Consider the following 1,242-nt stretch of genomic DNA (forward strand, 5'->3'; position numbering starts at 1 on the left):
GCAGCCCGTACAGCTCCACGGTCACGAGGACGCCGAGCAGGTCGTGCCGCCGCACCGCCGCGCGCACGGCCCAGACCGCCGCCACCGTCACCAGGGCGAGCGCCGCCCCGTCTCCTCTACGTCACCGACCTGGCGTACCCGGCGCGCGGGCGCCGCTACTGCGACGAGGACATCCGCCTGACCTCCCGGCTGCGCGAGGACTTCGACCTGGCCCTGTGCCACCCGAGGGAGGCGGCCGCGCTGATGGACGCCTTCGAGGCCGTCGTCGTCCGCAACAGCGGGCCCGTCCTGGAGTACCGGGACACCTACGACGACTTCAGGGCCCGGGCCCTGGCCCGCGCGACACCGGTCTACAACCCGCTCACCGGCCGGGCGGACATGGCCGGCAAGCAGTACCTCCTCGACCTGACCGCCGCCGGACACCCGGTCATCCCCACCGTCGACCGGCCCGAGGACCTCGACCGCCTGCCCGCGGCCGGCCGGTACGTGGTCAAGCCCAAGCTGGGCGCCGACTCCATAGGGCTGCGCACCGTCCCCGCCGACGAGCTGCCCGGCCTCGCGGACGGCACCGTCCTGATCCAGCCGCACATCGACTTCGCCTACGAGGTCTCGTTCTACTTCGTCGACCACGACTTCCAGTACGCCCTGTACGCCCCGGACCCGGAGCGGCGCTGGGAGCTGCGGCCGTACGAACCCACCCGCGAGGACCTGGAGTTCGCCCGGCGCTTCATCGACTGGAACGCCCTCGCCCACGGCATCCAGCGCGTCGACGCCTGCCGCGCCCCCGGCGGCGAGCTGCTGCTGGTCGAGCTGGAGGACCTCAACCCCTACCTCTCCCTGGACGCCCTCGACGACACCCGGAGGGGCGCCTTCGTCGCGGCGCTGAAGTCCTCCCTGCGCCGCTTTCTCGCCGCCACCGGCCGGACCGCTGCCCGGTGAGGGACCGAAGCCGCTGAACCGGTGGCGCGGCAGACACGTATCCATCCTCCGAACGGGGCCCGTGCGCACGGACGGAAGGAGCGCCGAGTGCCGACACCGCCGGGACGAGGAGAACCGTACGGCGGGCCGCCCCTGGAGCCGGTCCGGGTCGTACGGCCCAGACGCACCGACGCCCTCGCGGAGCTCGTAAGGGAGTTCAAGGAGGCGCAGCAGTCGCGGCGCGACGCCGGCGACCACCAGGGCGCGGCGCCGCCGTCGGCGCCCGCTTCGCCCACCGGGCCCGTGGAGGACGCGACCGAGGAA

1 protein-coding gene and 1 pseudogene are annotated in these 1,242 nt (G+C 73.8%); both read left to right on the forward strand.

The genetic code is table 11. The annotated features are described in order from the left end of the window. Positions 1-129: 129 nt before the first annotated feature. Positions 130-939, forward strand: coding sequence for a hypothetical protein (locus tag C1I97_RS37485; RefSeq protein ID WP_111007314.1), 810 nt, complete (start codon positions 130-132; stop codon positions 937-939). Positions 940-1,026: 87 nt separating this feature from the next. After that, a pseudogene (locus C1I97_RS42315) lies at positions 1,027-1,242 on the forward strand (peptidoglycan-binding protein); the annotation flags it as partial.

This window comes from Streptomyces sp. NTH33 (genome assembly GCF_003236365.1).
GTDB lineage: Bacteria > Actinomycetota > Actinomycetes > Streptomycetales > Streptomycetaceae > Streptomyces.